The organism is Phaeobacter porticola (assembly GCF_001888185.1).
Taxonomy (GTDB): Bacteria; Pseudomonadota; Alphaproteobacteria; order Rhodobacterales; family Rhodobacteraceae; genus Phaeobacter; species Phaeobacter porticola.
Genome location: NZ_CP016364.1, coordinates 2,057,487 through 2,082,046, shown reverse-complemented (window position 1 = coordinate 2,082,046; position 24,560 = coordinate 2,057,487). Strand labels below are relative to the sequence as shown.

At 56.4% G+C, this 24,560-nt stretch carries 23 protein-coding genes; 11 read left to right on the top strand and 12 right to left on the bottom strand.

Annotation, left to right across the window (positions count from 1 at the left end):
• Nucleotides 1-89 precede the first annotated feature (89 nt).
• Both PhaeoP97_RS09990 and PhaeoP97_RS09985 read left to right on the top strand, forming a co-directional pair.
• Complete coding sequence (locus tag PhaeoP97_RS09990) at nucleotides 90-1,529, top strand: amidase (RefSeq protein WP_072504942.1); 1,440 nt, start codon at nucleotides 90-92, stop codon at nucleotides 1,527-1,529.
• Nucleotides 1,529-2,299, top strand: a complete 771-nt coding sequence (locus tag PhaeoP97_RS09985) for a DUF2189 domain-containing protein (RefSeq protein WP_072504941.1) — start codon at nucleotides 1,529-1,531, stop codon at nucleotides 2,297-2,299. Before PhaeoP97_RS09990 ends, PhaeoP97_RS09985 begins: the two co-directional genes overlap by 1 nt.
• A gap of 16 nt (nucleotides 2,300-2,315) precedes the next feature.
• Here the strand turns inward: PhaeoP97_RS09985 and PhaeoP97_RS09980 are convergent, their stop codons facing one another.
• Nucleotides 2,316-3,128, bottom strand: a complete 813-nt coding sequence (locus PhaeoP97_RS09980) for a helix-turn-helix domain-containing protein (protein WP_420848978.1) — start codon at nucleotides 3,126-3,128, stop codon at nucleotides 2,316-2,318.
• Nucleotides 3,129-3,340: 212 nt separating this feature from the next.
• Here PhaeoP97_RS09980 and PhaeoP97_RS09975 point away from each other — a divergent pair, with 212 nt between their 5' ends.
• A complete protein-coding gene (locus PhaeoP97_RS09975; RefSeq protein ID WP_072504939.1) occupies nucleotides 3,341-3,838 on the top strand; it encodes a hypothetical protein in 498 nt (165 codons plus the stop codon).
• A 116-nt stretch (nucleotides 3,839-3,954) separates the two neighbouring features.
• Here PhaeoP97_RS09975 and ilvN read toward each other — a convergent pair whose 3' ends face one another.
• The 4 genes from ilvN to PhaeoP97_RS09955 all read right to left on the bottom strand — a co-directional run bounded on the left by ilvN (nucleotide 3,955) and on the right by PhaeoP97_RS09955 (nucleotide 8,957).
• Nucleotides 3,955-4,515, bottom strand: coding sequence for an acetolactate synthase small subunit (ilvN, locus tag PhaeoP97_RS09970; RefSeq protein ID WP_072504938.1), 561 nt, complete (start codon nucleotides 4,513-4,515; stop codon nucleotides 3,955-3,957).
• Nucleotides 4,516-4,581: 66 nt separating this feature from the next.
• Nucleotides 4,582-6,333, bottom strand: coding sequence for an acetolactate synthase 3 large subunit (locus PhaeoP97_RS09965; RefSeq protein WP_072504937.1), 1,752 nt, complete (start codon nucleotides 6,331-6,333; stop codon nucleotides 4,582-4,584).
• Between the two features lie 468 nt (nucleotides 6,334-6,801).
• On the bottom strand, nucleotides 6,802-7,446 hold the full coding sequence (locus PhaeoP97_RS09960) for a response regulator transcription factor (RefSeq protein ID WP_072506403.1): 645 nt from the start codon (nucleotides 7,444-7,446) through the stop codon (nucleotides 6,802-6,804).
• Between the two features lie 77 nt (nucleotides 7,447-7,523).
• On the bottom strand, nucleotides 7,524-8,957 hold the full coding sequence (locus PhaeoP97_RS09955; protein WP_072504936.1) for a cache domain-containing protein: 1,434 nt from the start codon (nucleotides 8,955-8,957) through the stop codon (nucleotides 7,524-7,526).
• A 252-nt stretch (nucleotides 8,958-9,209) separates the two neighbouring features.
• Between PhaeoP97_RS09955 and PhaeoP97_RS09950 the strand changes: the two genes are divergently transcribed.
• The 3 genes from PhaeoP97_RS09950 (at nucleotide 9,210) to PhaeoP97_RS09940 (ending at nucleotide 13,772) form a co-directional block, all read left to right on the top strand.
• The gene (locus tag PhaeoP97_RS09950) at nucleotides 9,210-10,292 is read left to right on the top strand and encodes a TRAP transporter substrate-binding protein (RefSeq protein ID WP_072504935.1); all 1,083 of its coding nucleotides are present in this window, start codon (nucleotides 9,210-9,212) and stop codon (nucleotides 10,290-10,292) included.
• Between the two features lie 182 nt (nucleotides 10,293-10,474).
• Entirely contained in the window at nucleotides 10,475-11,401 is a 927-nt protein-coding gene (locus PhaeoP97_RS09945; protein WP_072504934.1) for a TRAP transporter small permease subunit, read from the top strand.
• Nucleotides 11,402-11,417: 16 nt separating this feature from the next.
• On the top strand, nucleotides 11,418-13,772 hold the full coding sequence (locus PhaeoP97_RS09940; protein ID WP_072504933.1) for a TRAP transporter large permease: 2,355 nt from the start codon (nucleotides 11,418-11,420) through the stop codon (nucleotides 13,770-13,772).
• Nucleotides 13,773-13,965: 193 nt separating this feature from the next.
• Here the strand turns inward: PhaeoP97_RS09940 and PhaeoP97_RS09935 are convergent, their stop codons facing one another.
• From PhaeoP97_RS09935 to PhaeoP97_RS09915, 5 genes are all read right to left on the bottom strand, one after another.
• Entirely contained in the window at nucleotides 13,966-14,349 is a 384-nt protein-coding gene (locus tag PhaeoP97_RS09935) for a VOC family protein (protein WP_072504932.1), read from the bottom strand.
• A gap of 3 nt (nucleotides 14,350-14,352) precedes the next feature.
• The gene (locus PhaeoP97_RS09930; protein ID WP_072504931.1) at nucleotides 14,353-15,174 is read right to left on the bottom strand and encodes an arginyltransferase; all 822 of its coding nucleotides are present in this window, start codon (nucleotides 15,172-15,174) and stop codon (nucleotides 14,353-14,355) included.
• Nucleotides 15,175-15,395: 221 nt separating this feature from the next.
• The gene (locus PhaeoP97_RS09925; protein WP_072504930.1) at nucleotides 15,396-15,827 is read right to left on the bottom strand and encodes an RDD family protein; all 432 of its coding nucleotides are present in this window, start codon (nucleotides 15,825-15,827) and stop codon (nucleotides 15,396-15,398) included.
• Between the two features lie 200 nt (nucleotides 15,828-16,027).
• A complete protein-coding gene (locus PhaeoP97_RS09920; protein WP_072504929.1) occupies nucleotides 16,028-16,495 on the bottom strand; it encodes a DUF2852 domain-containing protein in 468 nt (155 codons plus the stop codon).
• Between the two features lie 570 nt (nucleotides 16,496-17,065).
• Nucleotides 17,066-18,004 (bottom strand): hypothetical protein, encoded by a 939-nt coding sequence (locus tag PhaeoP97_RS09915; RefSeq protein ID WP_102870100.1) that lies wholly within the window; start codon nucleotides 18,002-18,004, stop codon nucleotides 17,066-17,068.
• Between the two features lie 173 nt (nucleotides 18,005-18,177).
• Between PhaeoP97_RS09915 and PhaeoP97_RS20505 the strand changes: the two genes are divergently transcribed.
• Genes PhaeoP97_RS20505 through istB form a run of 3 tightly spaced genes read left to right on the top strand, consistent with a single transcriptional unit; the run spans nucleotide 18,178 to nucleotide 20,405 of the window.
• On the top strand, nucleotides 18,178-18,621 hold the full coding sequence (locus tag PhaeoP97_RS20505; RefSeq protein WP_217525901.1) for a hypothetical protein: 444 nt from the start codon (nucleotides 18,178-18,180) through the stop codon (nucleotides 18,619-18,621).
• Between the two features lie 39 nt (nucleotides 18,622-18,660).
• Entirely contained in the window at nucleotides 18,661-19,677 is a 1,017-nt protein-coding gene (locus PhaeoP97_RS09910) for a Mu transposase domain-containing protein (protein ID WP_237029020.1), read from the top strand.
• Entirely contained in the window at nucleotides 19,674-20,405 is a 732-nt protein-coding gene (istB, locus tag PhaeoP97_RS09905; RefSeq protein WP_072503358.1) for an IS21-like element helper ATPase IstB, read from the top strand. The genes PhaeoP97_RS09910 and istB overlap by 4 nt, the downstream gene beginning before the upstream one ends.
• Before the next feature lie 477 nt (nucleotides 20,406-20,882).
• On the opposite strand, the gene PhaeoP97_RS09900 is transcribed toward istB, so the two are convergent.
• Nucleotides 20,883-21,419 (bottom strand): Crp/Fnr family transcriptional regulator, encoded by a 537-nt coding sequence (locus tag PhaeoP97_RS09900; RefSeq protein ID WP_072504927.1) that lies wholly within the window; start codon nucleotides 21,417-21,419, stop codon nucleotides 20,883-20,885.
• 90 nt (nucleotides 21,420-21,509) lie between these two features.
• Between PhaeoP97_RS09900 and PhaeoP97_RS09895 the strand changes: the two genes are divergently transcribed.
• Together PhaeoP97_RS09895 and PhaeoP97_RS09890 are read left to right on the top strand one after the other, a co-directional pair.
• Nucleotides 21,510-22,241 (top strand): SDR family oxidoreductase, encoded by a 732-nt coding sequence (locus PhaeoP97_RS09895; protein WP_072504926.1) that lies wholly within the window; start codon nucleotides 21,510-21,512, stop codon nucleotides 22,239-22,241.
• Between the two features lie 4 nt (nucleotides 22,242-22,245).
• Nucleotides 22,246-22,893 (top strand): TVP38/TMEM64 family protein, encoded by a 648-nt coding sequence (locus PhaeoP97_RS09890; protein ID WP_072504925.1) that lies wholly within the window; start codon nucleotides 22,246-22,248, stop codon nucleotides 22,891-22,893.
• Between the two features lie 1,151 nt (nucleotides 22,894-24,044).
• Here PhaeoP97_RS09890 and PhaeoP97_RS09885 read toward each other — a convergent pair.
• Complete coding sequence (locus tag PhaeoP97_RS09885; RefSeq protein ID WP_072504924.1) at nucleotides 24,045-24,554, bottom strand: hypothetical protein; 510 nt, start codon at nucleotides 24,552-24,554, stop codon at nucleotides 24,045-24,047.
• Nucleotides 24,555-24,560: the final 6 nt, after the last annotated feature.

Here is a 24,560-nt window from a genome sequence, read left to right as displayed (position 1 = left end):
AATCGAAACCCGTTTGCCCCGGCAAGCGGGTTTTCTTTGTGAATTCCCCCGGCTAGGCTGCGGGCAACAGTCAGCCAGGAACCACATCAATGACCCAGAGCCTGAGCACCGCCCGCGATATTTTGCAGGATTTATCTGCCGGTCGCCGCACGGCGGTTTCGCTGATGGAAGAGACGCTGGCCCGCATTGATGTGGTCAATCCCGTCGTCAATGCCATCGTCTCATTGCGCAACCGTGATGAGCTGATGCAAGAGGCCGCCGCCGCAGACCGGGCAAAGACATGTGGGCCGCTGCATGGTCTGCCCATTGCGGTAAAGGATCTGGCAAATGTTGCCGGGGTGCCGTCAACTCAGGGTTCGCCCTTGTTGGCAGATTTTGTCCCGCATCAGGATGATCTGATGGTGGCACGGCTGCGGGCGGCTGGTGCGTTGATCATCGGCAAGACCAATGTTCCGGAATTTGGTCTTGGCTCGCATACATTCAATCCGGTTCATGGCGCGACGGCAAACCCTTATGATGTGACGCGCAGCTGTGGCGGGTCCTCCGGCGGGGCGGCAGTGGCCCTGGCAACCGGTATGGTGGCGCTGGCCGATGGGTCAGACATGATGGGGTCGCTGCGCAATCCGGCAGGTTGGTGCAATGTCTATGGGTTTCGCCCCAGTTGGGGGCTTGTCCCGTCGGATCCGCGGGGCGATCTATTTATGCATCCTTTGTCGACCAACGGCCCGATGGCGCGTAGTCCCGAAGATTTGGCGATCCTGCTCGACGTCATGACCGGACCGGACCGACGCCAGCCGCTGTCCACCGCCACCGGCGCTGCTGTACCTGCGATACCGTCGCCGCAGTCCCGTCCGATGCGGATTGGGTGGCTTGGCGATTGGGGCGGGGCCTATCCGATGGAGCCGGGCATTCTGGACACTTGCGCCGAGGCACTGCGCAGTCTGGCGGATTTGGGCCACGAGGTCGAAGCCATTGCACCCCCCTATGCGGCCGACCGAATCTGGCAGAGCTGGATCACGCTGCGCTCCTTTGCCGTGGCAGCGGGGCTACGAGTATTCGCGGGGCAAACTGACCGGCTGAAATCCAGTGCTCAATGGGAGTTGGAGCGCGGTCTTGCGTTGAGTGGGCGGGAAATCCAGGCGGCGTCGGATCTGCGGTCGGACTGGCAGCGCGTCGCATCGCGTCTGTTCCAAAACTATGATGCGCTGGTTCTGCCAACCGCGCAGTGCTGGCCGTTTGATCTGGAGGTAGATCACCCGGCGCAGATCAACGGGATTGCTATGGACAGCTATCATCGTTGGATGGAGGTGGTGACCCCGGTCAGCCTGCTAGGGCTGCCCAGTCTGGCAGTGCCAGCTGGATTCGGCGACACAGGTCTGCCGATAGGGATGCAGATCTTTGCGGCCCATGGGCAAGATCGGGATCTGTTGGCGTTGGGTCAACAGTATCACCTGGCAACACAATGGCCGCACCGCCACCCTCCAAACCTGCCGACTATGTCCAAAAATCAAAGCGGGAGCTGCGCCTAATGGACGAAAAAATCTTTGGCGTGCCTGAGCTGCACCCGATGACCCTTGGCACGCTGCGTCTGGCCTTGCGTCGAGGCTGGGCCGATTTTTGTGCCCAACCGGTATATGGTCTGTTCTTTGCCGGTGTCTATGTTCTGGCGGGCTGGATCATGGCTTGGGTCACGGTTGCCACGGGTACCACATTTTGGCTGGTATTGGCCGCCATTGGGTTCCCGCTGATCGGCCCGTTTGCAGCGGTTGGTCTGTATGAAGTCTCGCATCGGTTAGAGCAGGGTAAGGCATTGGATTTTGGCGCAATACTCGGTGTGGTTCTGCATCAAGGTCGCCGTCAGCTGCCATCAATCTGTGCGATTATCATAATTGTCTTTCTGTTCTGGTTCTTTCTTGGCCATATGATCTTTGCGCTGTTTCTGGGCCATTCAACAATGACCAATATTTCCAGCTCGGCGGGTGTCTTTTTGACCGCTAACGGGATGGTCATGCTGGCGGTAGGCAGCGGGGTTGGTGCCGTATTTGCGCTGCTGCTCTACATGATTACGGTGATTTCGCTGCCGCTGCTTTTGGACCGTGAAGTGGATTTTGTCACCGCGATGATCACCAGTTTCACCTATGTTCAGGCGAATTTCGCGCTGATGATCCTATGGGCCGTTGGCATTGCGGTGGCCACGTTTGTGGCGATGATACCGGGGTTCATTGGATTGCTGCTGGTGTTGCCCTTGTTGGGCCATGCCAGTTGGCATGTGTACCGGTTGGTCGCCCAAACTGTCTGAGATTAGTTCGGGGGGGCTAGCGAAACCGCGTGCCGCCCCCCAGAAGGCGCTGTTGAAAGGGGCTCAGCTCATGTTGTTCGACAAAACCGGCGCGGCGCGCAGCGCTGAGAATGTTGGAGGGTTCCTGGCCCAGATGCTCGTATATCATCCGGGTCACCCGGTCGGCTGTGTCGCTCTCGCGGCAGGCACGCGCGACGTATCCAGCCCAGATATTGGCCTCCATTGACGGGACTTTGGCCAGATAGTTGAATGACGCCGTTACAGCGCCGCGCCGGGTCAGGGTAAAGGTCACACCATCATCCTGCACCGAGGCATAGCCGCGAAATTCACGTGATCGAGGGTCACTGGGCAACCCTTGATAACGCATGGCAGCCTTGGCCTCATAGCCGCGCACATAGGTGACCGCCTCTTGGCGAAACACGCGCACCAGCCCCAGAATATACCGATCATGGCGCACAAAACTGCGGCGCAGGAACTGATAGATCCCGGAGGGGAAGAATTCTTCCGACAGTTTGCTGACACCGGGGCCAAGGAACTCACCGAGAACCTGTCCCTGTACGATTTGGCCTTTGCAGGCCAAATGTTCCACTGGGTCTAGCAGAATCCGTGCATCAACCTCAAAAAAGGAGCAGATCCGATCCAGCACATCTGGCCGTGGAAAGCTTTCTCCCGTGAGGTAGCGGTTGAACTGTGTCCGGTTGATCCCAAGACGGCGTGACAGTTCTGAGATTGACGGATGACCCTGGGCCAGATGACGCAGATTAGCCCCGAACATATTGCGCAGTTCGGCTGGAGAACGATTATGGTTGGTCCTTGTCACGGATAACATCCTATATGTATCTGGTTGGCCAGAACACAAAATCTTGCGGTGTCCGGGGAACAAGATAACATACTCATAGATAATATCATGTTTGATTGACGCTATATGGCGTCAAATCTGCATAAATCAGACACAAATTGGTGCAGGTTTGTCCATGGTTTTTCGGTGTCCCTATCCGGTGATTTATCTCAGAATAGTATAGTATCAATGTGAGGTATGATATGATTGGTGTCGTTCTGTGGACGGACTTCAACCTGAAACAAGCCGTGATCTGGTGCGAAGATCACGGCGATCTGGTGTATTATCACTGGACCTTGCAAGATGAACCGATGTCTCTGAACAAAGGCGACTGTGTTGCCTTTTCGGTCTGCGCCACGGGGAATCTGCGATTGGCGCGTGATGTGCGGCTGATTGAAGAAAGCCAGTGTCCGGAACTTACGACACGTTTGGCACGGGCGCAGCATGAGGCACAAAGCAAGCCGCCGTCCAGCAGATCCCGTGCGACCGTGATGTCATGGGAAGACGCGCAGAGTGACCCGCTGTATCCCAATTCTGCGGCCTTTGACCCAGTGAGTAAAGTAACGCGCCAGCAGCTCAAGGGGGCGGCAGCTGTGGATCGGCGTGGGGTTCGAGGGGAGGACAGTCGTTGTACGGTAGTGTCGTTTCCGGACAAACTTGCACGCGAGGCACGCGCATTGTCAAAACGCCGCAGCGGCTAGCTTGATCATTTGTCGGGGCCTGCGCGCATCCGGTTTTACCCCTAACGGAGACCACAATGGGAAAAGAGGCTGCGCCACGCGCAGCCTCTCATCGTTTTGTCAGATATCAGCGCAGATCAGCTGCCACGCAGCAGCGCGGCGACGCCGGTCCGGGCGATCTTGGTCAGCCCTAAGGGGCGCATCATCTCGGCAAATGCGTCGATCTTGTCCGGCGCGCCGGTCAGTTCAAAAATGAAACTGTTGAGCGTGGTATCGACCACTTTCGCGCGAAAAATCTCGGCCAGGCGCATCGCCTCGACGCGTTTTTCTCCCTCGCCGACCACTTTCACGATGGCCAGCTCACGCTCGACAAAGGGACCTGCCACGGTGAGATCGGTGACCTCATGCACGGAAACGATCCGGCCCAGCTGCGCCTTGATCTGCTCAATCACCTGCGGGGTGCCGGTGGTGACGATGGTGATGCGCGACAGATGGCCTGTATGATCAACCTCGGCCACGGTGAGGCTGTCGATGTTGTAGCCACGACCGGAGAACAGGCCGATCACGCGGGCCAGAACGCCGGGTTCATTTTCCACCAGAATGGTGATGGTGTGGCGTTCCTGAACATCCGAAAAATTCGGACGCAGGTTATAGGCGGAGTGGCTGGTGGAGCCTTTTTTGATATGTAGGGCAGACATTTAAGTCCCTTTCCTAAATTCCGGGGCAGGGCGACAACGCCCTGCAGAATCTGTTCATAGCCTGGGTTAAACCAGCACCGCGCCGCCAGCCTGGATGACGCCTTGTGTGTCGGCTTCGCCCAGCAGCATCTCGTTATGTGCCTTGCCCGAGGGGATCATCGGGAAGCAGTTTTCGTGCTTCTCCACCAGACAGTCAAAGATCACCGGCCCGTCATAGTCGAGCATCTCCATGATTGCATCGTCCAGATCTTTGGGGTCTTTGCAGATGATGCCTTTGGCTCCGAAAGCTTCGGCGAGCTTCACGAAATCGGGCAGCGCTTCGGACCAGGAGTGGCTGTAGCGTTCACCATGCAGCAGTTCCTGCCACTGGCGCACCATGCCAAGGCGTTCATTGTTCAGGATGAACTGTTTCACCGGCAGGCGGTATTGCACGGCAGTGCCCATTTCCTGCATGTTCATCAACCAGGACGCTTCGCCCGCGACGTTGATTACCAGCGCGTCCGGGTGTGCCACCTGCACCCCAATAGAAGCTGGCGTGCCATAGCCCATAGTGCCAAGGCCACCGGAGGTCATCCAACGATTGGGATCTTCAAAGCCGAGGTATTGCGCCGCCCACATCTGGTGCTGGCCCACTTCGGTGGTGATATAGCGATTGCGATCCTTCGTCAGGGCCTCAAGCCGTTCAAGAGCGTATTGCGGTTTGATGGTCGTTTCAGAGCCGGTGTAGGCCAGGCAGCGGATATCGCGCCATTCACTGATCTGTTCCTGCCATTTGGCAATGGCGGCGCTGTCCACCTTGCGGCCGCGGCTTTTCCAGACTTTCAGAATATCTTCAAGCACATGGCCGATGTCGCCGACAATCGGGATATCCACGCGGATCACCTTGTTGATCGACGAGGGGTCGATATCAATATGTGCCTTGGTTGAATTCGGGCTAAAGGCATCAAGACGGCCGGTGATGCGGTCATCAAAGCGCGCGCCGATATTGATCATCAGATCGCAGTCGTGCATCGCCATATTGGCCTCATACAACCCGTGCATGCCCAGCATCCCCAGCCAGTTTTTGCCGGAGGCCGGATAGGCGCCGAGCCCCATCAGCGTCGAGGTCACCGGGATTCCCGTTGCCTCGGCGAGCTCGCGCAGCAGCTGGCTGGCGCCGGGGCCGGAGTTGATAACACCGCCGCCGGTGTAGAACACCGGGCGCTTGGCGGTTTCCATAGCAGCGACCAGCTCGGTGATGGCCTCCAGATCGCCTTTTACCGGCGGCTGGTAATGCGACGCGGCGGGTTTGGGATCCTGATAGGTGCCGGTGGCAAACTGCACATCCTTCGGGATGTCGATCAGTACCGGTCCGGGGCGGCCGGCAGTGGCCACATGAAAGGCCTCATGCAAGGTGCCTGCCAGCTTCTCGGTGTCCTTCACCAGCCAGTTGTGTTTGGTACAGGGGCGGGTGATGCCCACGGTGTCGGCCTCCTGGAAGGCGTCGGAGCCGATCATGAAGGTCGGCACCTGGCCGGTCAGAACCACCAGCGGAATGGAGTCGAGCAAGGCGTCTGTGAGGCCGGTCACCGCATTGGTCGCACCGGGACCAGAGGTCACCAGAACAACACCGGGCTTGCCGGTGGAGCGGGCATAGCCCTCGGCGGCGTGCACCGCACCCTGTTCGTGGCGCACCAGAATGTGCCGGATATCATTCTGCAAAAAGATCTCGTCATAAATCGGCAGAACAGCACCGCCGGGATAGCCAAAGACCGTGTCCACCCCCTGATCCTTCAGGGCCTGAACAACCATTTTTGCGCCGGTCATCTCACGTTTCATCTGCTTTAGCTCCAATTGGCGGCATCGTTCTGTTTCGCATAAAAAAAGCCCCCGATTTCTGGTCGGAGGCGCATGGGTTGGATTATGGTGTACCGTTACCGGCCCATGCGCGTGGTTCCTACGACTACGACTAGGATTTTCATCGTGTTGGCTCCTTCTAGCGTTAAAGCGGACCTTATGACTGGGGGCAGAGGGCGTCAACAGGGAAATGAACCGAAAATACCCCTGTTTGGGACATTATGTTGCGTGTTTGGCGTTTCTGGCGACATTTTAACGTTATGCGGCATGGAATGTCGGATCGTATCGGCCCTAAAGGCAAGGGTCTTCCTGTGTTGATGGTCGTCTCGTCGAACAGCGCGGAAGGGCTTTGAGATAAAATATGATGCGCTATGGACCTATTTTTTGGATTTCATGACGCTGCATCGCGGCACGCGTACGTCACAAGGCAAAGCCTGCTGGGTGGGCGGGTCAGAAACTGTGACCGGTGCCCTGCAAGACGCCGTGTTCAAGCGCATAGCGGGTGAGGCCCGCAGTCGAGGAAATTCCCAGTTTGCGTTTGATGTTCTTGCGATGGGTTTCCACGGTGCGCACAGAAATATCCAGCACCAGCGCCACATCCTTGTTCGATTTGCCCTGTGCCAGTTCCAATAATATGGTCTGTTCGCGACCGGTCAGAGCCTCGCGGGCGGGGTCGTCCTTAGGTTTGAGCGAGCCTTCGGCACCGGTGCACAGATAGGTCTCGCCGCGCATCACGGTGTCGATGGCCTGACGAATTTCCTCGGTCGGGACATCTTTCAGCACATAGCCCATGGCGCCATGGGCCAGCGCGCTGGAGATGTATTCCGGGCTGTCGTGCATAGACAGGATGAGGATACGGGTGGCGGGCGATTGTTCCAGGATGATTTCTGTCGCACTCAACCCGCCGAGTTTGGGCATATTGAGGTCCATCAGGATCACATCCGGGGTCAGCGCGCGGGCCTCGGTCACGGCCTCTTCGCCATTGCTGGGAATGCCCACGACTTCGATGTCGTCATAGCTTTCGAGGATGGACTGGATGCCCTCGGCGACCATTGGGTGATCGTCTACGATCAGAACGCGAATGGTGTTTGGCATCATCGCCCCTTATGTGGCTTGCGCGCTTTCAGCTGCCCAACTCATGATGACAGATCGGGCAGGGCGCGGGGTTTGGCTCAGGACAACCGTTTGGTGGCCGTATTGGCCGCGTTTCCGGGTGGCAGCAGATGGCTCAGCGGCAGCAGAACCTCGATCACCGTGCCGCCTTGCGTGCCCCGTGATGACAAAATTCTGAGGGTGCCGTCAAGCTGTTCGATCCGTTCCTGCATGTTACGCAGCCCGATACCCGGGCCGCCGCGATCCTGTGCGGCGGGCAGGCCCCGGCCATTATCGCTGATCCGCATGGTGGCACCGCGGGCATGGCCACGCAGATCCATGCTGACCTCGGTGGCCTCAGCGTGGCGTTCGATATTGGTCAATGCCTCCTGCGCAATGCGGTAGAGCGCGATCTTCGCCTCGCCGTCCAGGCGGTTGCGGAAGACAACAGTGCTGAACCGGGTCTCAATGCCGGTTCGGGTGGCAAAATCGTCCGTTAACGCCTTTAGCGCCGGCCCTAGACCCAGATCATCCAGCACACCGGGGCGCAGATCGCGGCTGATGCGGCGAACTTCGGTGATGGCCGTGCCGAGATGCGAGATGCCTTTGTTCAGCGGCTCCTCGACCCGATCAAAATCACCGCGCGACAATCGCCTGCGGGCATTGTCCAGCGCATAGCGGACCCCGACCAAGAGCTGGCTAATCCCGTCATGCAATTCGCGCGCGACGCGGCCGCGTTCCTCTTCCTGGGCGTCAAACACACGCTGTGTCAGCTCCTTCAGCTTAGCATCGGCCAGACGACGTTCGCGGATGTTCAGCACCATGCCTGAGGCAAAGACCAGTCCCAGCGCAAAGAGGGTGATGCCGCCGATATAGTAGAACGTGCGGCGAATGCGGGCCTCAACCTCGGCGCGGGAGGCCGCGACGGAGGCCAGCACATCGTCGATGAACACCCCTGTGCCGATGGCCCATTGCCAGTCCTGCAACCCAAGCACATAGGCCACCATTTGCGCCTCTTCGCCAGTCGAGGGCTTTTCCCACATGAAGGTGTGCCAACCGGCCCCCTGACGGGCAAGGCGGATGAATTCATCCACGACCGGCGTGCCGCGGCTGTCAGTCAGACCACGCCAGTTCTTGTTGATGAACTCCGTTTGGCGCGGACTAACCAAATTGGTGCCCTCGTAGTCATAGACAAAGAAGAACCCGTCCCGGTCATAAATCATCGCGCTGAGGATCTGGGTTACTTTTTCTTTGGCCTCTTCGTCATCGGGCGCGGCCAGCCCGTAGATATGTGAAAACCCGTTGCGCGCCTGGGTTACGTAGTTGCGCAGCTCAGCCATCTTGGCCTGCAACAGCTGTTGTTCCAACGCTTTGATCTCCCGTTCGGCCAGCGCGCGGGACTGTACGGCGACCAGCACGGCAATGGCTGCCCCTGCAATAATCAGCGGTAAAGTGGCCAGGAGGGACAGTTTCTGGGCGTAGTTCGGGCGTAGGAAATCGGGGATCAAGCGCATAGTCGAATCGTTACGCAATCCGATTTGAGAATCAAAGCCCCCATTCGTGCGGTCACCGCACGAATGTCAGACGCGCCTCATGCCCCAGACACAGCCTGCCCGGATTTTGGCCAAAAAATTTGGCCAAATTGCGGTTTTCTACGCAGTAGTAGGTATTCACATGACGCAGGGTACAGCTAGGGTTGCGTCACTCGACAAGACCTGTTTCGGGCGCAGACCCGGAACAATCCAATTAAATGGGAGGAGAAACCTATGGATCGTCGTTCCTTTTTGAAGACATCCGCGCTGGGGGGCAGCGCCGCTGCAGCAACCACTCTGGCCGCACCAGCCTATGCACAGGGCAAGCGCACCCTGACCATGGTCACCACCTGGGGCCGTGGCCTTGCAGGTGTGCATGACTCGGCGCAGCGCGTGGCTGACAGCATCACCACCATGTCCGATGGCCAGCTGACCGTTGATCTGAAAGCGGCCGGCGAGCTGGTTGGTGCATTCGAAGTCTTCGACGCCGTGACGTCCGGTCAGGCCGACATGTACCATGGTGCCGACTACTACTTTGTTGGGCAGCATCCGGGCTATGCCTTCTTCACGGCTGTTCCCTTTGGTCTGACAGCGCAGGAACTGGTGAACTGGTACTATCAGGACGGCGGCATGGAGCTGCACGACGAGCTGGGTCAGATCTTTGGTCTGAAATCCTTCCTCGGCGGCAACACCGGTGCGCAGGCCGGTGGCTGGTACTCCAAGGAGATCAACAGCCCCGAAGACTTTAACGGTCTGAAGTTCCGTATGCCGGGTCTGGGTGGCAAAGCCCTGGGTAAACTAGGTGCGTCTGTTCAGAACATCCCTGGTTCCGAAGTGTATCAGGCGCTGTCCTCTGGTGCGATCGACGGCACCGAGTGGATTGGTCCCTGGGCGGACGAGAAAGCCGGTTTCCAGGAAATCACCAAGACCTATTACACCGCTGGCTTCCACGAGCCGGGTGCGGGTCTGTCAGTTGCCACCAACCGCGACGTCTTTGAAAGCCTCAGCCCTGCGCATCAGAAGATCATCGAATTGGCCTCTGCCGAAGCGCACCAGTGGAACCTGAGCCAGTTCCTGGCCAACAACGGTGCCGCCCTACAACGTCTGCAGGCTGGTGGCGTCAAGGTCATGGAATTCCCCGATAGCGTCTGGGACGCCTTTGGTAAGGCCTCCATGGACGTGCATCAGGAGAACATGGGCGATGAGCTGTACAAGAAGATATACGACAGCGCGATGTCCTCGATGAAAGCGTCTTCGAGCTGGCACAACCTGTCGTCCGGTGCCTACACCAAACAGCGCGACCGCGTTCTGGGCTAACCCCCATCCGCGGTTTCAATCGGATCCTCCGCAGCCTGCGGGGGATCCTTTCGCAATTGCAGCCGACACGGATGGTAACGACCATATGTGTCCATCGGGTCCAGAGACCCGTGCCCGCCTGATTTTATCCCAAAGATGACAATCAAAACGGCCCGCGCTGCACGCATTTATTCGAGGGAAAAATGCAGGACGAAAGTGGCGTTTCCTTTTTTGGAGCCTTACTGGGCGGCCTGATCTGGCTGGTCCAGAACATCGCGGGCGCCTTTTACAATTTCGGCTATGCCGTCATCAATCCGCAGCTATGGCTGGATTGGTCGGACAAGGCCTCCGTCATGCGGTTCGTCTACTATGGCGGGTCGGTTGAGTTCTTCTTCGTGGTATTCACCGCGTTCTTGCTGCTGACGGCTGTCGGCATGTATCGCCAGTCCATTATGTGGGGGGTCGTGCGCGGGTTGGAGGGTTTTGCCAACACGCTGGGTCGACTGTTTGCCTGGGCAGGGCTGCTGATGGTGCTGCAACAGATCATCATCGTGTTCATGCAGCGGGTGTTTGCGCGCCCGGACATGAGCTTTGGTCTGGGCATCGCGCTGGAAAAAGACATCAGCTGGTTTGCCGAAGAACTGAAACTTTACAATGCTTTGGTGGTCTGTCTTTGCGTGACTTATACCTTTGTGCAAGGTGGCCATGTCCGGGTGGACCTGATCTATTCGGGCATCAGCTTTCGCGCCAAACGCGTGGTGGACATGTTCGGATCTCTCGTCTTCATGATGCCTGCGGCTGTGCTGACGTGGATGTATGGCTGGTTCTTCCTGTGGCGCCATCTGATCGTGCCGAAACCCTCGGCCTCGGATACGCTGGACCGGTTGGTGATGAAATCCCGCGCGTTGCGCTGGAACGTGGAAACCATCGGCTTCAGCCCCAACGGGTTCAACGGGTACTTCCTGTTTAAGATCCTGCTGGTGACCTTTGCTGGCATCGTCTTCCTGCATGCCATCGCGTTTTTCTACCGCTCGTTCCTTGAGTTTGTGGAAGGCCCCGGCAGCGAAAATAAGCACCTCGACAAGGACAGCCTTGGTGAAGGTGAAGAAGCCTATGAAGGCGCGCATTAAATAAGGGACAGCCCCCATGCTATTCGGACTTGATGGCGTTGAAATCGGCCTGATCATTGTCTTCTTTTGCCTTTTCGGAGGCATTCTCTCCGGCTTTCCAGTGGCCTTTGCCATTGGCGGTGCCGGGATCATCTCCTTTGGGATCATCGCGGCGTTGGATAGCGCCGGGATCCTTGTTCACCAAGCGATTGATACCTCGTCGCAGGTCTACCGCGATCTGGTGAACTCTGGCGTGAAGCCAGATACCGTATCGGTCTTCCGATACCCCGACTTGCCGCGCGTGGCCGAAGCTGTGTTCCCGCAAGGCTGGGAAACCGCGATGGACCGCAACCTGTCGTTCATCGTGAACCGTATGAATGAACGGGTGCTGGCAGGCGCTTCGATCGAGACGCTGTTGGCGGTGCTGATGTTCGTTCTGATGGGCATCACGCTGGAGCGTTCCAAGATCGCAAACGATCTGTTGACCACTATGGCGCGCGTCTTTGGCCCGCTGCCAGGCGGTCTGGCTGTGTCGATTGTGGTTGTTGGCGCGTTTTTGGCAGCCTCGACTGGGATCGTGGGCGCAACAGTGGTGACCATGGGCCTGCTGGCCCTGCCGACCATGCTGCGCAATAATTACTCACCAGAGCTGGCGACAGGGGTGATTGCAGCCTCTGGCACGTTGGGGCAGATCATTCCGCCGTCCATCGTGATCGTTCTGCTGGGCACGCTGGCCGGGGATCTATATTCCACAGCACAGGAAGCACGGGCGCAGGAATTTGGCTGTTCTGACGCCTTGACCTATTTGGGGGAGCCTGCGGTTGTTTCGGTCGGGACGCTGTTCCAGGCGGCACTGCTGCCAGGTATCCTGCTGGCGCTGCTTTATGCGCTCTATGCCTTTGGTTATGCGCTGCTGAATCCTGACAAGGCGCCGGCCGTAGTGATGGAAGGTGGCACCGGCGAGCCGGTCACCCGTGGTGAAGGTCTGACCTGGTTCCTTGGCGTGCCAGTCGCGCTGATTGCCGGCACGCTGCTGCTGGGATCTGTCAATGTGATTGGCAGTCAGAACGTAACGGTTTCGACCTTCTCGGACGCGGGCCAGACGGCCTCGCTGCGGACCAATGTGGGGGCGGAGTGTCAGTCGGCGATGATCGACCTGCACGGACAGGAGGCATGGGACGCCGCAGTTGCCGAGCAAGAGACCATTGATGCCGCAGGGGGCGTCAGCGCCGCAACCAAGCTGACCGAGGAAGAACTCGCAGCAGCACAGCTTGCCAAGATCGAAGCTGCGGCACCTATCGGGACCGGCCTGACCGTACTGATGGTGCTTATGGGGCTGACGCTTGCGGTCGGTCGCGGGGTGGCGCCGTCGCGTGATCCTAAGCCTCTGATCCTGGGGGCCATCGGTGTGCTGCTAATTGCCCTGGTGGATCTGGTGATGATTGCACCGACCACATCCGCTGGCGCGACGGTTCTGCTGATCGCATTGCCCAGCCTGCTGGCGCTATACGGTTGCAAGGTTGCCGCCGGACGCAGCGCCAGCAATGATCTGATCCGTGTGGTGTTCCCGCCGCTGGTTCTGATCATAGCGGTGCTTGGGTCGATCCTGGGCGGCATCACCAATCCGACGCCAGCAGCGGCGCTAGGCGCGGGTGGGGCGATTATGCTCGCGGCTTATCGGCGGCTTCAGGACGAGGGGCGCTCGGGCAAGATTATCATCTGGGCAACGCTTGCAGTGGCGATCTGTATTCTGGTGGGCGTGAACTTTGATCTGCGCATCAATCAGGACGGGGTCACAGCTGAAACGATCATTGCCTTTGGTGTTTCATATGCGGCCTATCTGTTTGCGCTCTTTGGTCTGCTTTATGGCTGCTGGGTGCTGTTCAAGGGCGGGGTTCTGACCCCGGTCGTGCGCGAGACCGCCAAAGTGACCTCGATGGTGTTCACCATTCTGATCGGCTCGCAGCTGTTGAATCTTGTGGTGATCTCCTTTGGGGGGGAACATTACATCCAGCAGTTCCTGAAGAGTTTTGACAGCGAGTTGAAGGTCTTTCTGATCGTGATGGTGGTGTTGTTCATCCTTGGGTTCGTGTTGGACTTCCTTGAGATCATCTACATCGTGATCCCAATTGTGGGACCGGTGATCTATGGCGGATCGTTTGATCCCAAATGGGTTACCATCATGGTGGCGGTGAACCTGCAGACGTCGTTCCTGACGCCTCCCTTTGGCTTTGCTCTGTTCTATCTGCGCGGGGTGGCCCCAAAAGAGGTGACAACAGCGCATATCTACCGGGGGGTCCTGCCGTTTGTGATGATCCAGGTTGCCGGATTGGGGTTGTTGTGGATGTTCCCCGCAATTGTCACAATTGTCCCGGCGCTGATGCCAAACTGATCAACGTTCATAGAACTGAGAAAAGGGGCTCCCGATGTGGGGCCCCTTTTTGCATCATGGCGGCCGGAGCTGACCAAGCGACGAACAGCCATGGCAGAGACGGGGCGCTGCCCCTTTGCGCCAAATGGCGCATTCACCCCGGGATATTTTTAGCCAGAAGAATTGAAAGAGGACAAAGCCGGGCGTTTGATGATCACGCCAGTTGCAACAGATCCCAGCGATTGCCAAAGGGGTCGCGCCAGACGGCCACGATGCCATAGAGTTCGTGGCGCGGAGCTTCATCGAAGGTGACACCTGCTGCCAGCATGGTCGCGTGATCGCGGGCAAAATCGTCAGTCGCAAGGAACAGGCCCACGCGGCCACCGAACTGATTGCCAATTATCCTACGTTGCGCGTCGCTGCTGGCTTGGGCCAGGACCAGACTTCCCTCGCTGGCGCCAGGTGGCAGGATCCGCACCCAGCGCTTATGTCCTTGGTCCAAATCTTCGGCCAGCTGCCAGCCCAATGTGCCGCAGTAAAAGTCTATCGCGGCATCGTAGTCAGCGACCACCAGCGTGAAAGCGTGAAGAGATTGCATCGGTTACCTGTGGAGCGGGCGAGCCTCTGGCAGGTGGATATTGGCAACCTGTTCCGCGATTGGGTCGGTGGAAAGGGGATGTGCCGTGTCATCAAAAGCGCTGGGGTTGGTCATCGGCTGCCAACTGCCGCGGTGATAGACTTCAAGTCCAGTGAATTTGGCCTTGTAGCCCATCTTGGCACTGCCCGGCACCCAATAGCCAAGGTAGACATAGGGCAAGCCAGCTTCGCGTGCGATTTCAATATGATCGAGAATCATGAAGGTCCCGAGCGAATGCTGTGCCATGTCCGGTTTATAGAATGAATAGACCATGCTCAGCCCGTCTTCCAGGACGTCGGTCAGAGATACGGCAATCAGCTCATTGGTGTCGCGGTCGTTGTATTCGACAACACGGCTGCGGATTGGCGTTTCCTCGATCATCGCGGCATATTCAAAAACATCCATGTCAGCCATGCCTCCATCGGCGTGGCGGCTGTCTAGATAGCTGCGAAACAGCGCGTATTGGTCTTCGGTGGCCCAGGGTGAGGTTGCCCTGCGATCCAGTCCCGCATTGCGCCGTAATGTGCGTTTTTGCCCCCGGCTTGCCGTGAATTTCGACACATCAATGCGGGCCGACAGGCAGGCGGAACACTCCGAACAGGATGGACGGTAAAGCACGTTCTGCGACCGGCGAAATCCCTGCTGTGACAGGCTGTTGTTCAGTTGTTCGACCCCATCGCCCTGCAAGGCCGTAAACAGTTTGCGTTCCATCCGATCAGCCAGATACGGACAGGGCTGCGGCGCAGTCACATAAAACTGAGGGGCAATCGGCAGAGTATGGCGCATCAGTCGGTTGATCGTCCGTTTGGGCTGGGCGCAAAAGACCCCGTTGTTGCGCAGGCTGCCGAACTTCGGTCACGGCTGCGCTGACAAAACGGGGCGATGAGGCCTCTGTATTCATACGAATGATAGCAACGCCGTCGCGATGCGCCAAGAGGCCAGTTTGGATTAAGGTTTACAGAGCTTTGTTTGACACCCGATTGGATTGGATTTGTTGGACGGCTTCATCAGGCCCGCCGGTTGAGCACGACGGTGCCAAGCACGGCATCGGTCAGCCCCTGACCACGCGAAGAGGTCAGCATCATAAGGATTGAAATCACCTGCAATACAGGAAAAGCCATGGAAATCGAATAGCCCGCAGTGTGCAGCACAGCGCCCTGCGTATCGAGCTTGCGACCAGAGAGATCGCGCAGTTCGATCCCGGCGATCATCATCCCCCAGGTGGCGGAACCGGCTGCAATCGTGGCAACACGGTAGACAAAGCCGATAACGAGATACAGCAATGGCCAAATCAACAGGCCAGTAAAGGCGGTCAGCACGACAGCAATGCTTGCGAGGATGGTGATCAGCACGCTGTCCATCAGCCAAGCAAAGAGCCGTTTGGACGTCACAAATTGGTAGAAAGCGGCCTGATAGTCGGGGTCGGGCAGGGCGGTCATTAATGCCTCCTGAGTGGCGTGGATCGGGGGTATGAGCTGTCATCAAGATCACAGCAGTTGGTCAGGTGAGTGTGCGCCTTAATATCTGGGGTGGTGGTTCGATATGCATCGGCTCAGGCGCAGTACCGGGAGAGTTCCGACATCAAAGACTGGGCGCTCCGCCCTAAAGGAGGGCGAAGCGCATTTGATGTCTCGCAGGCTCAGTGACGCTTGTTAGGGCGGCTGTCGCCATCATCATCGTCGTCATCCATCTCGATTGCATCATCGTCATTTTGCAATGCACGCTCATGCATAAACTCGTCGAATTCCGATTTATCCTTGGCGGCACGCAGGCGCTGCAAGAAGGCTTCGAAATCATGCTGCTCCTGCTCCAGGCGCTGCAATGTGTCGGCCTTATAGGCGTCAAAGGCGCTGTTGCCGGAAGGGGTCATCGCCGACATACCATGGCGGGCCCAGGATTTACGGCGCGTGTTGCAGGATTTTGAGAACATACGTTTGCTCCAGATCATGTAAAACAAGAGGGCCAGGCCAACGGGCCAGAAAAACACGAAGCCAAGGACCATGGCTGCGATCCAGGCGCCTTTGCCCTTGCTGTCCAGCCAGGATTCGCTGCGGGAAAACCAGCCCTGTTCGGACGGCTGCGGGGCGGTTGAAGTATAACTCGTCATCGGGGTCTCCAGGTTAACGTTGCAAGGTGCGGCGTCTATGTAAATGCGCTTCACATTATGGAATATCGGAGTCCTCCGGCGTGGTTTCAAGGCTCGATGTAAATCTTTTTCACATAAAGCGGTTTGTTTAGCTTTAAGTGTAGCTGTAGCGGGACTGTAGCGGGTGTAGCGGGTGTAGCGGGACACTTCCGTTTGCAAACTCGGACACTTCAAGTTGCAGCAACTCATTTTCATGATTTCCCTGCTTTTTAGGCCAAAACCCGGTGCCCAGCCAGCTCCGAGAGCTTCGGCTTCCCCGATCCGGCGCTGCGGTTTTGGGACACTTCCCGTTGCAGTACGGGACACTTCCCATTGCAAACTTGAACGTTCGCCGCCCAAACCGTTAAAAAACGGCGGAGCGGCAGAGAGTTTTAAAAGGGGGTTTAAAGGGGCGTTTAAAGGAGGGGTGTAAGGGGGAGAGGGGGGACAAGCAGCCGCTCGCTGCGGACGCAGCCTGGGCGACCCAGTGCGTCCGATGTGCTGCAGAAAGCGCCCTTTGCAAAGTCATAGAATTTTGGATCATTGCCGGTGTTAAACTGCAGAAGGGCCCGTTGAAGCCGACCCTACCCTGACCTCCGCAGCAAACATAATAGCTAGTATTGCCTCTCGAACCGCCTCAAAGGAGCGCTCGATATCCTGGCTATCTATATGCATCAAATCGCCAATCTGGTAACTCTTGCCAGTCGAGTTAAGAAACTCCAAATCGACCTCTGCGCGACGATGCACGATTAGATGACGAGACTTGTTCAGGAAGTATAAGTCATTTCCAAAAGCTCGCTGTACCCGATCATCACTCAACAGAACCTTGCATAGATCTTTTAGCACCTCGAATCCGTCCAATTTTACCCCAGAAAAGATCACATCTCCCATAGATTTTGTTAGATCAAAACCAAACCCAGAAATATTATCAATATTAAGGCTCTGACCGCCAATCATCTTTTGGAAGCGTTTAATACTTAACACATCTTTCGATACGTAAGGGTGCTCGTTGAGCCAAGTCACGATGAAAGACTTACAGAAATTTTCGAAGATTGACCATGAAGACACTTGAGCTTGGTACAATAACTCTCGCGTCGCAAAGGAGATATTCTTAGATTGCATATGCCGGTGGAGGCCGTTGACGATATCGTTCCTTATGGTGTTTCTGCCGACCTCTGACGACTGAAAATCGTCCATACACTGTTGAGCAATCTCCGATGCAAGGGCTTCATCCTCCGGCTTTAGCCCCGCACCGGGCTCAACGTCTTTTAGCCTTCTGATGCGTTCCGCCATGAGAAACCTGTTAAAATGTCTCTGAGTTACGGAGTCATGCTCAAGCTGAAATGGAATAGTGGCAGCGCTAATCACGCCCCTCATCCCCTCGGCGGCTCTTACCGACAACTTTGACCAAGGTCTTTCACCGAACCCAGTTTCCCATTCCGGGCCGGTGAAAACATCAGCATCTGAAATCAAGAATGCGCTTAAGACCATTTCTGTGACCTCTTGTCTCGGTTTGTTCACATGCGCGGGGGGTGCGGTTTCTTCGTTCTGTGAATCGGCATGCGAAATTGACCCACTTAGGTGGGTTATGAGCGAGTAAAATTGACCCACCTGTTTCGTTAACATCCGCGCTTCAAGTGCGGAGGAAAGAGCAGGTGTTATTGATGGAAAGTGTATCGAAGATCCGTCTGTGGGTGCTGGTTGAAGGGCGCAGTATCCGGTCTGTTGCGCGGGCGACGGGATTATCGCGCAACACGATCAAGAAGTATTTGAAGGATGAGAGCCCGCCGAGCTACCAGCGCCAGGCTCCACCGGTTCGGCACAAACTGTGCAACGGGTTTGATCTCCGGCTTCAGGAACTGTTCGATCAGGACCAGAAGCGACCACGTCGGGAGCGGCGAACGGCCCAGAAGCTTTATGAGCAGCTCGTGGTGGAAGGCTACACCGGGTCCTATTCTCCAGTTCAGCGATTTGTCCGCGATCTGAAGCGGGCTGGCGCCGGTTCTGGCGATGCTTTTATCCCCCTGCATTTTGCTGCTGGTGACGCCCTTCAGTTTGACTGGAGCGAAGAACGGGTTGTCCTGGGCGGCGTTGAACAAAAGATCTAGGTTGCCCATTTCCGCCTGTGCCACAGCCGCAAGCCTTTGGTGATCGCCTATCCCGGCGAAGCCCAGGAGATGGTTCTGGATGCTTTTGTGCAGGCACTGTCTTTCTATGGCGGGGTTCCACGACGGGTGATCATTGATAACCCCAAGACCATGGTGACCTATGTGTCCCGCTCGAAGGACCGGATATTCCATCCCCGGTTCCTGGCTCTGATGAACCACTATGTGATGGAACCTGTTGCCTGCACGCCCGCAGCGGGTTGGGAGAAGGGGCAGGTCGAGAACCAGGTCCAGTTTTTGCGCGGCCGGTTGTTTGTGCCCAAGCCTGCCTTTGAAGATCTTGATGCGCTGAACAACTGGTTGCGCCTGCGCTGTGAAGAACTGGCCAATCGTCCCCATCCCGAACAGCAGGATCGCACGATTGCCGAGGTGTTCGAAGACGAACGCGCCGAGCTGCGCCCCTTGGGTCGGCCTTTTGACGGCTATGTTGAGAAGACGGTTCGTGTCCGATCCACTTGCCTGGTTCAATATGCCAGCAACCGCTACAGCGTCCCGTCCCACTTTGCCGGTCAACATGTGTCGCTGCGCGCTTATGCGGGCCGGATTATGCTGGTGTCGGGCCAGGATATCATCGCCGAGCATAAGCGCCGCTTCACCCGCAACGTCAGCTACTTTGAACCCTGGCACTATGTTCCTCTGCTGGATCGCAAGCCCGGCGCCCTACGCAATGGCGCACCCTTCGTGGACTGGCAACTGCCTGAGGCCATGCACCAGATCAGGGAACATTACATGGCAGACAAGGGCGGGGATCGGGAGTTCGTTGATCTGCTTCTGCTCGTCCAGGATCACGGGATCGAGGTTGTCGAGATGGCTTGTGAACTGGCCGTGGCACAAAACACCCTCCGCCTGCCCGCCATCATCAACCTGATTAACCAGTTGGTGGAGCCGGTCATCACGCCGCTCAGCGAAGCCTATGCCTATCCGCAACTGACCCTGCGACCCGAGGCCGACTGCAAGCGCTATGAGATCCTGTGCTCGACTGAGGAGGTTGCCGCATGAACGCCCTGATCGACCAACTGACCGCCCTGAGGTTGCACGGAATGGCAGCTTGCGCACATGATTTGCTGTCCGCGCGCAAGCCACCAAGTCTGACCACAGCGATAAAGCAACTGATCGACGCGGAGACTGTAGAGCGGCGGGCGCGCTCTATCCAGTATCAAATGAGGATCGCGAAGTTCCCCCATCATAAGGACTTCGCCACCTTCGATTATGGTGCTGCCGCCATCACCCAGACCCAGATCGAACCGTTCTGCACAGGGCAGTTCACCCAAGAGGCGCACAACCTCATCCTGGTGGGCGGAACCGGCACCGGCAAAACCCATATCGCCATCGCTTTGGGCACCACCCTGATCACCAACGGCAAGAAGGCACGCTTCTTCAACGCCGTCGATCTGATCAACGCCCTGATCAAGGAACAGGCCGAGGGCAATGCCGGGAAGATCATCCGGCAACTCTCGGCTCTGGATTGCGTCATCATCGACGAGCTGGGCTACATCCCGTTCCCCAAGTCTGGCGGAGCATTGCTGTTCCATCTGATCAGCAAGCTCTACGAGAAAACCAGCGTCATCATCACCACCAACCTGGAGTTCGGAGAGTGGGTCTCGGTCTTTGGCGATGCCAAGATGACCACCGCGCTGCTGGATCGCGTCACCCACCATTGCGCAATCATCGAAACCGGCAACACGTCCTATCGCTTTGCTCAGAGCAAAAGCCGCAGAGAAAAGTAACCGTCCCGAAAGCAAAGCCCCCAGACGGACTCGCTATATGAGGGCGGCCCGCCTGGGGGCTTTGCGCCACATGGGGTGGGTCAATTTTAAATGCTGAAACCGGGTCAACTTTGAACGCTCATTGACAGTTCCAGTCGCTGTGTATACCGAACATTGGCGTCACAGACATGCTGACGGTCGCGCTTCCATGAAGGTTGGCGACAGACATGTACTCTGAAGAACACGCAGACAGTGCTACGAGCATACCGACAGTGCCAGTGAGATTACCGAATTTTCTAAAAGTCATTGTCTGTCACTAGTCGCTCAAAACAGACATTGGCGCAAGTGCAGCGAAAGGGCGCTTTGTCCCGCTCTGCCGACCTTGGCCTCTGGTTTCAGCCCCGGTTTGGTACGCTGGCGCGGCCAACGGCGGCAGTGAGCCCAATGTTCAGGATGCTGCAAAGCAATTGTATGTCCGCTTTGCCGAGATTGGCCGTGTCACGCCGGTGTCGCCGAAACGCGCTTTTTGATCCGACTTAGGCCGACCGGAGTGACGCCCAGATAACGCGCAATATCGATTTGAGTGACGAGATCGAAAATCTCGGGTCTAGTATCAACAAGGCGGCGATATCGATCTTCCGCGGAGAGACACAGAAGTTCGTATTCGCGTGCCTCTTTCTTCATTGCGAAACCCAATAGAAATTTGATGATTTCTGTTGAAAGCTCGGAATCGTTCTTGCTCTCATTGAGCACAGCGTCGAATTCTACGCAGATCAGCTTACAATCCTGTAAGCACATCAAACTGAACGTGCAGCCTTTGTCGGCATAAGCGGACGTAATGCTGCCGATGCTGTCACCGGGCACAAGGAAGGACTTGATGTTTTCTTTGCCATCAGCTGACAGGTAGTAGGCCTTCAGCAATCCGCTTTGTACAATGTAAAGAGACCTGTCCCGATCCCCCATTCTAAAAATGTAACCTTCCGCCTCTTTGGTAAGCGGCGATCCATGCTCTTCAACAAACTCAGTCAGATTCATGACAATTAACCTGGGATAATTCCTTGGGCGGCGCGTGCGCCTAGTGTGCACGACGAAGCAAGGGCAAACCAGTCACTTCAGGAGAATGGCATGAACATCTCGGGCAAACACATCGTAATCACCGGTGGCGCATCTGGCATAGGTCTCGGGTTGCTACAAAAGCTTCAGGAAAGGAACGATGTTTCAGTCATCGCGAGGCCATCTGATGGCCTTGCGCGGCTAAGGAAGACTTTTCCACAATTGGCAGTATATGAAGCAGACTTTGCGGATGCCAAATCTGTTGAGCGGGCGGCTGATGGTTTGGTGAAATCAGAGCGTCCCGTTGATATCCTCATCAACAACGCAGCGGTGCAATACACACCAAGATTTCTGGACAACGATTTTCGCTATGAGACGATCCAACGCGAGATCGACATCAACTTCACGTCCATCTGTGCGTTGATTTACTTGCTAATGCCCAGCCTACTGCAGGCAAATCGTTCCATGATCGTGAACATCAACTCTGGGCTTGGCTTGGTGCCCAAGACGAGCTCGGCCATCTATTGTGCAACGAAGGGCGCGCTAAATATTTTCTCGCAGTCGCTACGTCATCAACTGGCCGACACTAATATTGACGTCAAGCAAGTGTTCCTGCCCTTGGTGGACACGGCCATGACCCAAGGCAGAGGTGCTGCAAAATTGCCGGTAGACAAGGTCGCCACTGAAATCATCCAAGGGATGGCTAGCTCAACTCTCGATATCAATGTGGGCAAAGTCAAAGCTTTGCGCATCATTCAACGACTCGCTCCTAGTTTGGCCACAAAAATCATGAAGTCGGCATAGGCGCATGAAACATCTTCTCAAAGTGATGTTGATCGTCGGAGCACTCTTCGCAACAACGTTCATTCTTGGCAGAGCCTTCGGATTGCTCACGGTTGAAAACATCCGGTACTGGCTGGTGCTGGCGCAAAATGTCGCTCCGGTGTGGGTCGTTGGCACAGTTGTCCTGCTGCTCTTTCTTGATTTGTTTGTCGCGGTACCCACGCTTACGATCACCCTGCTTGCAGGGTTCTTTCTCGGCTTCCCACTGGGCGCAGCAACCGCATTTGCTGGCATGACAGCCGCTGCTTTTTCTGGATATGCGATTAGCCGAGTTTGGGGTGAAAAGCTCATCTCGGTCTTGATCAAGAACGAAGGCGACCGACTTGATCTAGTCGAAACCTTTCACAAGAATGGCCCCGCGATGATTATGTTGTCACGAGCTGCTCCCATCGTTCCTGAACTCACCGCTTGTATGGCAGGTGCAACGCGTTTGCGAATCTCGCAGTATGGTTTGTTCTTTGTAGTTGGGACGGTACCTTACGTTCTAATCGCAGCCTACGCGGGCTCTATCAGTTCGACCAGCAACCCACAGCCTGCAATCTATGCTGCTTTGTTTATCTATCTGATCCTATGGGCTGGTTGGTATGCCCTTCGGATGAGGACGAAAAAGTAACTTGTCTATCAGTCGGCGAGTTGATCAATGCTGGTACAGCGGTCGTTCGTGGTGCGGCAACCAAAGTTCGCTTTGTCCGCATCCCGTCCGTTCGATGATGGTTGGTGGCTGCACTTGCGGCGAAGGTCTGCTCCATCCGTTGCTCGTGCAGCATGGGACCGCCGTCCGGCTGGCAGATTCCACGACTTTGCAAAGGTCGCTAACTGCGCAGCACTGACGTTGGGGGCTACAAAACTGCGCTTACGAAGAACTTCGGCGAAGTGCGCAAGTCTGTCAAAATCTGTTCCAAGTTAAGGGCGGTGGATAAGATAGTCGTGTTCGGTTATCTGTTTGATTTTATGTCACTAATCTCATTCTCGGAACTGACCCTTCCGATAGCGCGCTAATTCCAAGTTCGGTGGGCCACATGGCGGTTAGGAACTTAACATAAGTGCGCTTATTGGGTTCTTGCGGCGCTGCTGTGGTGGCGCCGCTTTGGCTGGGAGGCTGTGCCCTCTCAGCCTTATGATAATGGCCAGCAGGGCAGGCGGGCGCAGTCGTGTAAGGCAGCGCGGACTTGGGCGGGACCGAGGCGGGCAGCCCCGGATAATTTGAAACTTGAACTGTCTCAGTTTTCGTCACCGGCACAATATTCTCCCCATTTTCGAGTTGTGCAAGACAAGCGCCATTTTGGGCCGTGTCCTTGAAGCCTGCTTGAAAACCCAATTTTTATGGCTCATCCGGGTTTGTCCGGCTTCTCCCGGCTTCTTCCGGTTACTGCAATATAAAGTGTCTCCTAACAGCGGGTGTAGCGGGTGTAGCGGGACACTTCCGTTTGCAAACTCGGACACTTCAAGTTGCAGCAAACGTTTTTTCAGATCCGGCCACTTCTTAGCGCAACTTCTGCCCATTTCATAGTATTTCGGGGGCCTGCCGCCTGCCGGGGCGGTGTGCTGCCTCGCCGGATTAGCGGGACAGCTTCGGACAGCTCAATTTGTGAAACTGCAAGGCAGAGGTCGCTACCCGTATTATACCAGCTGGCGGCAACGGTCTTTATACGCTTGTTGCAGGCATAGACTTCATAAGTGGCCGCAATACATGCGCTGCCTGGCAACTAGGCAACTGCGCACTGCTAGGCACCCTGTGACAGTTCTCAAAAATGAGTGCAACGATCACTTTTCGCCAGTTGTGCCTTGCTCCTTCAGAAAATCAGGAAGTTGTTCTGCGAGTGCCGTTTCATAGCGCTCCATCTGCAAGGCGGAGAGAGATCTAGGCAAGGAGAATGAGGCAAGAAACACGAATGTGGCGGATCCAACGAAAAAGCGCTCGAGCCAGAGCTGAGTTGTGATGTATGTCTCCGGCACAAGAAACATTGCCAGAGCGAGAGCTAACGTTAGCAAATATAAATGAAATAGCATTCTGTGGCGGCTTAGCTTGGCTTGGGCTGAACGTTTGTCCAACTGTAGTTCTTTCCAGCCGCGTAAACCCGGGTCACCAATGAAGGTGATTACAGCAATTAAAAAACCTGCAAGTATGGAAAAGATCGTAACAATAGTATTGATGGCGTCTTTATTCCCAGAAACGAGCGGTTGCAGGAAATAGCCAGAGACTATGGATAGCACTAGCAGTCCAACAAGGCTGATGATCCTTGCCCAAGCAATTTTGCCCGCTCCAAGTCCCAATCTAAC

Excerpts from the sequence above, each read along its gene's own strand:
- PhaeoP97_RS09960 (WP_072506403.1), bottom strand. The coding sequence starts at position 7,446 with ATGCCAAACACCATTCGCGTTCTGATCGTAGACGATCACCCAATGGTC.
- PhaeoP97_RS09895 (WP_072504926.1), top strand. The coding sequence starts at position 21,510 with ATGAACATCTCGGGCAAACACATCGTAATCACCGGTGGCGCATCTGGC.
- PhaeoP97_RS09915 (WP_102870100.1), bottom strand. The coding sequence starts at position 18,004 with ATGGTCTTAAGCGCATTCTTGATTTCAGATGCTGATGTTTTCACCGGC.
- istB (WP_072503358.1), top strand. The coding sequence starts at position 19,674 with ATGAACGCCCTGATCGACCAACTGACCGCCCTGAGGTTGCACGGAATG.
- PhaeoP97_RS09955 (WP_072504936.1), bottom strand. The coding sequence starts at position 8,957 with ATGCGCTTGATCCCCGATTTCCTACGCCCGAACTACGCCCAGAAACTG.
- PhaeoP97_RS09950 (WP_072504935.1), top strand. The coding sequence starts at position 9,210 with ATGGATCGTCGTTCCTTTTTGAAGACATCCGCGCTGGGGGGCAGCGCC.
- PhaeoP97_RS20505 (WP_217525901.1), top strand. The coding sequence starts at position 18,178 with ATGGAAAGTGTATCGAAGATCCGTCTGTGGGTGCTGGTTGAAGGGCGC.
- PhaeoP97_RS09990 (WP_072504942.1), top strand. The coding sequence starts at position 90 with ATGACCCAGAGCCTGAGCACCGCCCGCGATATTTTGCAGGATTTATCT.
- PhaeoP97_RS09965 (WP_072504937.1), bottom strand. The coding sequence starts at position 6,333 with ATGAAACGTGAGATGACCGGCGCAAAAATGGTTGTTCAGGCCCTGAAG.
- PhaeoP97_RS09940 (WP_072504933.1), top strand. The coding sequence starts at position 11,418 with ATGCTATTCGGACTTGATGGCGTTGAAATCGGCCTGATCATTGTCTTC.
- PhaeoP97_RS09890 (WP_072504925.1), top strand. The coding sequence starts at position 22,246 with ATGAAACATCTTCTCAAAGTGATGTTGATCGTCGGAGCACTCTTCGCA.
- PhaeoP97_RS09900 (WP_072504927.1), bottom strand. The coding sequence starts at position 21,419 with ATGAATCTGACTGAGTTTGTTGAAGAGCATGGATCGCCGCTTACCAAA.
- PhaeoP97_RS09935 (WP_072504932.1), bottom strand. The coding sequence starts at position 14,349 with ATGCAATCTCTTCACGCTTTCACGCTGGTGGTCGCTGACTACGATGCC.
- PhaeoP97_RS09925 (WP_072504930.1), bottom strand. The coding sequence starts at position 15,827 with ATGACCGCCCTGCCCGACCCCGACTATCAGGCCGCTTTCTACCAATTT.
- PhaeoP97_RS09945 (WP_072504934.1), top strand. The coding sequence starts at position 10,475 with ATGCAGGACGAAAGTGGCGTTTCCTTTTTTGGAGCCTTACTGGGCGGC.
- PhaeoP97_RS09920 (WP_072504929.1), bottom strand. The coding sequence starts at position 16,495 with ATGACGAGTTATACTTCAACCGCCCCGCAGCCGTCCGAACAGGGCTGG.
- PhaeoP97_RS09930 (WP_072504931.1), bottom strand. The coding sequence starts at position 15,174 with ATGCGCCATACTCTGCCGATTGCCCCTCAGTTTTATGTGACTGCGCCG.
- ilvN (WP_072504938.1), bottom strand. The coding sequence starts at position 4,515 with ATGTCTGCCCTACATATCAAAAAAGGCTCCACCAGCCACTCCGCCTAT.
- PhaeoP97_RS09985 (WP_072504941.1), top strand. The coding sequence starts at position 1,529 with ATGGACGAAAAAATCTTTGGCGTGCCTGAGCTGCACCCGATGACCCTT.
- PhaeoP97_RS09975 (WP_072504939.1), top strand. The coding sequence starts at position 3,341 with ATGATTGGTGTCGTTCTGTGGACGGACTTCAACCTGAAACAAGCCGTG.
- PhaeoP97_RS09980 (WP_420848978.1), bottom strand. The coding sequence starts at position 3,128 with ATGTTATCCGTGACAAGGACCAACCATAATCGTTCTCCAGCCGAACTG.